This window comes from Streptomyces sp. NRRL S-31 (assembly GCF_000718775.1).
Lineage (GTDB): Bacteria > Actinomycetota > Actinomycetes > Streptomycetales > Streptomycetaceae > Streptomyces.
Genome location: NZ_JOCB01000096.1, coordinates 24763 through 33150, shown reverse-complemented (window position 1 = coordinate 33150; position 8388 = coordinate 24763). Strand labels below are relative to the sequence as shown.

Here is an 8388-nt window from a genome sequence, read left to right as displayed (position 1 = left end):
ACATATCTGGCGTTGATTTTTGGCACGCTGTTGAGTTCTCAAGGAACGGTCGCTTCCTTTGTACTCACCCTCGCGGGCTTTCCTCCGGGCTTCCCTTCGGTGTTTCAAACTCTATCAGGCTTTTTCCGGCCCCCTGACCACTCTCCTGCGGACATGCAGAAGGTGATCCAGAGATAGGATCTGACGAGTTTGGGTTCTGCTTGACCGGGGCGCTTTCGCGTCCCTCAGCCCCAAGCAGGAGTACGACTGTACACGGAGGTTCGGAGACCGTGCAAATCGACAGGGTTGGTGGTCTAGACCACCTGCTGGTAGGTTCCGTACGGAACCGCCACTTCCTTTGACATACGCTGCTGCTCAGTGCGCCGTCAGGGGGCAGCCAGTGACGGCCCTACCCACAGCTCCACTCCTTGGGAGGCTTCCCATGACCACCGTGACGTCCCCTCTCGCCGGACGGGCCATCGGACTGGCCGCAGTGCCCGATCCGGTCTTCGCCGGGGCCATGGTCGGCCCGGGTACCGCCATCGATCCCGTGCGCGAGGCGTCCGAGGCGGTGTCGCCCGTGGATGGCGTCATCGTCTCCCTCCACCCGCACGCCTTCGTCGTGGTCGACGAGAGCGGGCACGGCGTCCTCACCCACCTCGGCATCGACACGGTCCAGCTCAACGGCGAGGGCTTCGAGCTGCTGGTCAACAAGGGGGACACCGTGACCCGCGGCCAGGCCGTCATCCGCTGGAACCCGGCCGCCGTCGAGGCCGCCGGCAAGTCCCCGGTCTGCCCCGTCGTCGCGCTCGAGGCCACGGCCGACTCCCTCTCCGAGCTCCGGGACAGCGGCGACGTGAAGGCCGGCGACAGCCTCTTCTCCTGGAACTGACAGCAGTGCCGTCGTACGGCGGCGAACCGGACAACCACCGCGGCGGCGGGACCCGCCGCACTATCGGAGACGGGTGAGATGGAGACAACGCTGCGAGGCGTCGGCGTGAGCCATGGCGTGGCGATCGGCGAGGTTCGGCACATGGGCACGGCGGTGCTGGAGCCGCCGGCCAAGCAGATCCCCGCCGAGGACGCCGAGCGGGAGCAGGGACGTGCCCGCCAGGCCGTGGACGCCGTGGCCGCCGACCTGATGGCGCGCGGCAATCTGGCGGGCGGCGAGGCCCAGGCCGTCCTGGAAGCGCAGGCCATGATGGCCCAGGACCCGGAGCTGATGGCGGACGTGGACCGGCGGATCGCCGTCGGCAGCACCGCCGAGCGCGCCGTGTACGACGCCTTCGCGGCCTACCGGGAGCTGCTGGCCGGCGCCGGTGAGTACCTCGCCGGGCGCGTGGCCGACCTCGACGACGTGCGCAACCGTATCGTCGCCCGGCTGCTGGGTGTGCCGATGCCGGGTGTTCCGGACAGCGACCAGCCGTACGTGCTCGTGGCCCGGGACCTTGCTCCCGCCGACACGGCGCTGCTCGACCCGTCGCTGGTGCTCGGGTTCGTGACCGAGGAGGGCGGCCCGACCAGCCACAGCGCCATTCTGGCGCGGGCGCTGGGCGTGCCGGCCGTCGTGGCGCTGCCGGGCGCCGGCGAGCTGGCCGAGGGCATCGTCGTGGCCGTGGACGGCAGCACCGGTGATGTCTTCGTGCAGCCGAGCGCGGAGAAGAAGGCGCAGCTGGAGGCCGCGGCTGCCGAGCGCAGGGCCGCGCTGGCCGCTTCCACCGGTCCCGGTGCCACCGCGGACGGGCACAAGGTGCCGCTGCTGGCCAACGTCGGCGGTCCGGCGGACGTGCCGGCCGCGGTCGAGGCGGGTGCCGAGGGTGTCGGTCTGTTCCGTACCGAGTTCCTGTTCCTGGACGACAGCAAGAGCGCTCCTTCCGAGGAGAAGCAGGTGGAGGCCTACCGGCGGGTGCTGGAGGCGTTCCCCGAGAGCCGTGTGGTCGTGCGGGTGCTGGACGCGGGCGCGGACAAGCCGCTGGACTTCCTGACGCCGGCGGACGAGCCGAACCCCGCGCTGGGCGTGCGGGGCCTGCGGACGCTGCTCGACCACCCGGAGGTGCTGCGCACCCAGCTGACGGCGCTGGCGAAGGCCGCCGAGGGACTGCCCGTCTACCTTGAGGTGATGGCGCCCATGGTGGCGGACCGCACGGACGCCAAGGCGTTCGCGGAAGCCTGCCGGGAGGCCGGGCTGCGGGCGAAGTTCGGCGCGATGGTGGAGATCCCGTCGGCGGCGCTGCGGGCGCGGTCGATCCTCCAGGAGGTCGAGTTCCTGTCGCTGGGGACCAATGACCTCGCGCAGTACACGTTCGCGGCGGACCGGCAGGTGGGTGCGGTGTCGCGGCTCCAGGACCCGTGGCAGCCGGCGCTGCTCGACCTGGTGGCGCTGTCGGCCGAGGCGGCGAAGGCCGAGGGCAAGAGCTGCGGGGTGTGTGGCGAGGCCGCGTCCGATCCGCTGCTGGCGTGTGTGCTGACCGGTCTGGGTGTCACCTCCCTGTCCATGGGTTCGGCGTCGATTCCGTATGTCCGCGCGACGCTGGCGAAGTACACGCTGGCGCAGTGTGAGCGGGCCGCGGCGGCGGCGCGTGCGGCGGACAGTGCCGAGGAGGCGCGCGGCGCGGCCCGGGCGGTGCTGTCCGGCGAGTAGCCGTACCGGTGCCTTGCGGGGTGCCGGGTCCAGGGGCGTCCCGCCTTCGGGTGGGGCGCCCCTGGTGCGTTCGCGGTCGTGGTCCGGTGCCTCAGTGGTGGTGGTCCGCCGCCGTGCCGTCGTCTCCGAGGTCGGGGGGTTCGCGGTAGTCGACCCCGGCCTCGGGCGGGATGATGTCGCCGGAGTCGGCGTCGGTGCAGTAGGCGTCGAACACTTCCGATGCCGTGAGTGGTTCGAGGGCGCCGCCGCGCAGTCGCCAGCCGTGCACGCGGTCGGCCGTGCCCGTGGCGCTGGTGCGCATGACGAGTCCGCCGGGGCTGCGGGTGGCGAGTCCGAGGGCGAGCACGCTGGTGAACTCCAGGGCCTCGGCTTCGTTCAGACGGGTTTCGCCGTGGGGGTCCTGGTCGGCGTGCAGGACGGCGACGAGGGTGTCCGGCGGTCCCGAGACGGTGCAGACGAGGTGCCGGTCGCCGGGCGGCGCGGTGTCGAGGATGCGGACCAGCAGTCGGGAGGCGCGGGTGAAGGCCGCCCTGCCGATGTCTTCGCCGCAGGTAGGGCAGGGGCCGAGGCGGGACAGGAGGGTGGTGGCGTACTCCCAGGTGGCCTGGCGTACGGCTTCGTCCACGAGGGCCGGCAGGAGGAGGGCGAGCGGGCGGCCGTCGTAGGGGACGGTGGGGCCGGTGGCCGCCAGTTCCGCGGTGAACCGGGTGCGGCTGGCCGGGGCTTCCGGGTCCAGGCCGGTGTCCACGCAGTACGCGGCGTAGTCCTCGGGGTCGAAGAGGGCGAGGGTGGTGTGGGTGCCCTGTGCGGCGCGGGCCTTGAGGACCGCCTCCAGTTGCCGGAGGTAGGTCGTGTGGTCGTCGAAGGTGAAGCTGCGGTAGCGCCGCATGGCGCGGAAGTCGTGGTCGTCGGTGAGCACGCCGATGGTGCCGGCGATCTCGCGGCGCAGGTCGCGTCGCATGGTCTGGTGGTCGGTGTGCGCCATGTTTCCCCCTGTGCGCAGTCGATCAATGCTCACTCACCGTAACCGGTGGTACTGACAACGGCGGTCCGACGGTGGCCGCGGAGCGGGTGGTGGGGGTCGTCCGCGCAGGTCACAGCGGCGTGAAGGGGTGGGGACGCGGTGGGTCCCGGAGGTCGCCGACGGGGTCTGCGGCCTCCGGGACCGGATACGGAGGGTGGTCTTCCGCGGGGTCAGGGGCGCTTGCGGGCGAGCTCCTCGTAGAAGGCGAGCACGGTGAGGTCGTCGATGGAGCCGGGGTTGACCGCCTTCTCCAGGGGGGTGCCTTGCAGGAGGCGTTTGACCGGGACCTCGATGCGCTTGCCGGTGAGGGTGTGCGGGATTCCCGGCACCTCGATGATCTCGTCGGGGATGTGGCGGGGCGAGAGCTGTTCCCGGATGGCCTGCTTGACGCGGTCCAGGAGCGCTTCGTCCAGGACCGCACCCGGCGCGAGGTGCACGAACAGCGGCATCCAGTAGCCGCCGTCGGGCTGCTCGATGCCGATGACCAGGGATTCCCTGATCTCGGGCAGGCGCTCGACGACCTCGTAGATGTCGGCCGAGCCCATGCGGACGCCCTGCCGGTTGAGGGTGGAGTCGGAGCGGCCGTGCACGATCACGGTTCCCCGTGCGGTGACGGTGATCCAGTCGCCGTGGCGCCAGACGCCGGGGTAGGTGTCGAAGTAGCTGCCGTGGTAGCGGCTGCCGTCGGGGTCGTTCCAGAAGCGGATCGGCATGGACGGCATGGGGTTGGCGACGACCAGCTCGCCGACCTCGTCGATGAGGGGCTTGCCGCTCGGGTCCCAGGACTGGAGGTCGGTCCCGAGGCCGGGCGCCTGGAGTTCGCCGGTGTACACCGGGAGGGTGGGGACGGCTCCGGCGAAACAGGAGCAGACGTCCGTGCCGCCGCTGACGGAGGCGATCCACAGGTCGTCGCGGACCTCGTCGTGCAGCCAGCGGAAGCCGTCGGGGGGCAGGGGGGAGCCGGTGGTGGCGACGCACTGGACCGTGGAGAGGTCGTAGTCGCGTGCGGGGTGGACGCCGGCCTTGCGGCAGGCCATGACGTAGGCGGCGGAGGTGCCGTAGAGGGTGGCTCCGGTGCGTTCGGCGACGTGCCACTGGGCGCCCGTGTCGGGGTAGCCGGGGCTGCCGTCGTACAGGACGATCGTGGTGCCCGTGAGGAGGCCGGAGACGAGGAAGTTCCACATCATCCAGCCGGTGGAGGTGTACCAGAAGAAGCGGTCCCCGGGGCCGAGGTCGCAGTGCAGGCCGAGCTGCTTGAGGTGTTCGACCAGGATGCCGCCCTGGGACTGGACGATGGCCTTGGGCAGGCCGGTCGTGCCGGAGGAGTACAGCACCCACAGCGGGTGGTCGAAGGGGACCTGCTCGAAGACCGGCTCGGTGTCGCCGGCCGTCAGCGCGTCCCACTCCAGGGTGCCTTCGGGGGCCTGGGTCCCCAGCAGCGGGATGTGCACGACGGCGCGCAGGGTGGGCAGCTCGCGGCGCAGTTCGGCGACGATCTCGCGGCGGTCGTGCTCCTTGCCGCCGTAGCGGTAGCCGTCGACGGCGAACAGGACGACGGGTTCCACCTGCTGGAAGCGGTCGAGGACGCTGCGGGCGCCGAAGTCGGGGGCGCAGGAGGTCCAGACGGCGCCGACGGCGGCGGTGGCGAGGAGGGCGACGATGGCCTGGGGGATGTTGGGCAGGTAGCCGCTGACGCGGTCGCCGGGGCGCACGCCGAGCGCGCGGAGTTCCGCGGCGAGGGAGCCGACCTGGCGGCGCAGCTCGGACCAGGTCACCGGGCGGGGCTCGTGGGACTCGTCCACGTGCAGGATCGCGGGTTCGTCGGCGCGGTCGGCCGCGGCGCGCAGGGCGTGCTCGGCGTAGTTGAGGGTGGCTCCGGGGAACCACTGGGCGCCGGGCATGGCGCGGTCGCCGAGCACGCGCGTGTAGGGGGTCGAGAACCGTACGTCGAACCACTCGGTGACGGCTTGCCAGAAGGTGTCCAGTTGGTCGACGGACCAGCGGTGCAGGGCCGGGTAGCCGCCCTCGGCCGGGGCGCCGTGGTGTTCGGCGGCCCATGCCTGGAACCGGGTGATGCGGGCCCGCGCGATCCGCTCGGGGTCGGGCTGCCAGAGCGGCTGGGGGTTCGCTGTCGACATGGGAGGCTCCCGGGCTCGCGCGTCGTGGGCGTCGGTCCGCGCACGGCTGGGGTGTGCGCGTGACGCGGCTGACAGGGACGATGCCATGTGATCGACTTCTACACCAGGGTGCGTCCCACATAGTCCACGCCATGAAGATGTGGCCTTGGCACGGGTGAACGGCAGTTGAACGACACGCGCGCGTGGGGCGCTCAGTGACAGGGTGAGCAGCATGGACGGTCGTGACCTGGTGCGTTCGGTGAGTGTGGTCGGTTCGGGGGGTGCGGCACGGGGGCTGCGCACCGTACGGGCCGCGTGGCGCAGGAGACGTATCGACGCGGCGGGGCTGCCGCCCCGGGGGCCGGAGCGTGCGCGGGTGCCGGGACAGGTGCGGGGCGTGGAGCCGGGTCCGGGCGGTGGTCTGATCCGGTTCGACCGTTCCGAGCTGCGGATCGTGGTGGCGGTGAACGGTGCGGTGTTCTGGGGATGGGACGGGGCCGGGCCGCAGCCGTCGTACGCGCTCGCCGGGAGCGGTCCGGAACCCGATCCGAGGGCGGTGCTGGAGCCGGACAAGGACGGCGGCTGGCGGGTGGTGGCCGAGCGGGTGACGGTCGTCGTGTCGCGGTACGGCGCGGTGCAGGTGTGCACGCCGGGTGGGGTGACGTTGCGGCGGGATCTGCCGCCGCGCTGGTGGGAGCCGGTCGGCGGGGGTGCGGCACGGTGGATGCAGCGGTCGGAGGTGGCGGCGGACGCCCGCTTCTTCGGGCTGGGCGGGCGCGCCCGCGGTCCGCGGCTGCGGGACGGCGGGTACCGGCTGTGGAACACCGGTCCCGGCCGGCCGTTCGGGCCCGGTGACGACCCGCTGCACCTGACGATGCCGGTGCAGCTGGTGGTGGCGGACGCGGGCACGCACCTGGTGTTCCATGACACGACGTGGGACGGCATCGTGGCCTTGCGGGAGGGTGAGGAGGGCGCCGGGTCGGGTCATGACCGGGCGGGGCGGTGCGAGGTGCGCATGGACGGCGGTCCGCTGCGCTGCTGGGTGATGGTGGGGACTCCCGCGCGCGTGCTCCTCACATGGGCGTCGCTGACGGGGGCGCCCGCGCTGCCGCCCGCGTGGGCCCTGGGGCACCATCACGCGCGGGGTGGCGACGAGCAGGACGTGCGCCGGACCGTGGCGGGCCACCTGGAGCACGGGCTGCCGCTGGACGCCGTGCACCTCGGTGCCGGTCACCAGGACGACCACCGGGTGTTCACCGTCGACCAGGATCGTTTCCCCAAGCTGCCGGTGCTGGCGGAGGAGCTGCGCCGGGACGGGATCCGGCTGGTGTCGGTCGTCGCTCCGGCGGTGCGGTCGGCCCCGGGCGACGCCGTGTACGAGGGGGGTACGGCGGTGGACGCGTTCGTGCGGGACGCGCGGGGCCGTACGGTGCGGGGCGTCGGGTGGGCCGGCGAGTCGGTCTTCCCGGACTTCACGGACGCGCGCGTGCGCGCGTGGTGGGGCGGGCTCTACGCGGAGCCGCTGGGGCAGGGCTTCGGCGGGTTCTGGCACGACATGGACGAACCGACGTCGTTCAGCGCCTTCGGGGAGTCGACGTTGCCGCGTTCGGCCCGGCACGTGCTGGAGGGGCGCGGCGGGGACCACCGGGAGGCGCACAACGTGTACGCGCTGTGCATGGCGCGGGCGGCCTACGACGGGCTGGGCGAGCTGGCTCCCGGGGAGCGGCCCTTCCTGTTGTCCCGCTCGGGCTGGGCGGGGTCGCAGCGGTACGGGGGTGCCTGGTCGGGGGACGTGGCGACGGGCTGGCCCGGGCTGCGGGCGTCGCTTTCGCTGGTGCTGGGGCTGGGATTGTGCGGGGTGCCGTACTCGGGTCCCGATGTGGGCGGTCACGGCGACGGCTTGTCACCGGAGCTGTATCTGCGGTGGCTCCAGCTGGGCGCGTACCTGCCGCTGTTCCGCACCCACGCGGGCGCGCGGGCGGGGCGCGGAGAGCCCTGGGAGTTCGGTGCCGAGGTGCTGGAGCACGCGCGCGCGGCGCTGCTCGAGCGCCGGCGGCTGCTGCCGTACTTCCTGACGCTGGCGCAGCTGGCGCGGCGTACCGGGGCGCCCTATGTGCGGCCGCTGTGGTGGGGCTCGCCGGAGGACCGGGCGCTGCGCGACTGCGAGGACGCGTTCCTGCTGGGTGACGGTCTCCTGGTGGCCCCGGTGCTGGAGGCGGGCACCGGCCGGCGTGCGGTGCTCCTGCCCCAGGGCCGCTGGTACGACACGGCGACGGAGGAGGTCCACGAGGGGCCGGCCCGGGTCCTCGTGGAGGCGCCGCTGTCCCGGATACCGGTCTTCGCGCGCGCGGGCGCGGTGCTGCCCGTGCGTGGGGCCGACGGGGGGCTGGAGCTGGAGGTGTGGGCGCCCGCGCCCGGGCGGACCGGGGGCGGGCTGGTCGTGCCGGACCCGGGCGACGGGTGGGAGCAAGCGGAGATCGAGCGCTATGTCGCCCGCCGGCAGGGCGACCGGGTGGTGGTGACCCGGGAGGGGGAGAGCGGCGTGGCGGCGCCGCCCTGTCCGGTGCGGGTGCGCGGACTCGGCTGAACCCGCACCGTCCCGCCCGGTACCGTGCGCGGTTTCGGGC

The 8388-nt window shown here is 72.9% G+C and carries 5 protein-coding genes; 3 read left to right on the top strand and 2 right to left on the bottom strand.

Going from position 1 to position 8388, the window contains the following annotated elements; genetic code table 11:
- The first annotated feature begins 421 nt into the window (after positions 1–421).
- The gene (locus IF37_RS0130685) at positions 422–871 is read left to right on the top strand and encodes a PTS glucose transporter subunit IIA (protein ID WP_030749849.1); all 450 of its coding nucleotides are present in this window, start codon (positions 422–424) and stop codon (positions 869–871) included.
- A 78-nt stretch (positions 872–949) separates the two neighbouring features.
- Positions 950–2620, top strand: coding sequence for a phosphoenolpyruvate--protein phosphotransferase (gene ptsP / locus IF37_RS0130680; RefSeq protein ID WP_030749847.1), 1671 nt, complete (start codon positions 950–952; stop codon positions 2618–2620).
- A 91-nt stretch (positions 2621–2711) separates the two neighbouring features.
- On the opposite strand, the gene IF37_RS0130675 is transcribed toward ptsP, so the two are convergent.
- Both IF37_RS0130675 and IF37_RS0130670 read right to left on the bottom strand, forming a co-directional pair.
- Positions 2712–3605 (bottom strand): hypothetical protein, encoded by an 894-nt coding sequence (locus IF37_RS0130675; RefSeq protein WP_030749845.1) that lies wholly within the window; start codon positions 3603–3605, stop codon positions 2712–2714.
- A gap of 209 nt (positions 3606–3814) precedes the next feature.
- Positions 3815–5782 (bottom strand): acetoacetate--CoA ligase, encoded by a 1968-nt coding sequence (locus IF37_RS0130670; protein ID WP_030749843.1) that lies wholly within the window; start codon positions 5780–5782, stop codon positions 3815–3817.
- Between the two features lie 211 nt (positions 5783–5993).
- Here IF37_RS0130670 and IF37_RS0130665 point away from each other — a divergent pair, with 211 nt between their 5' ends.
- Positions 5994–8348, top strand: coding sequence for a glycoside hydrolase family 31 protein (locus tag IF37_RS0130665; RefSeq protein WP_030749841.1), 2355 nt, complete (start codon positions 5994–5996; stop codon positions 8346–8348).
- Positions 8349–8388 lie beyond the last annotated feature (40 nt).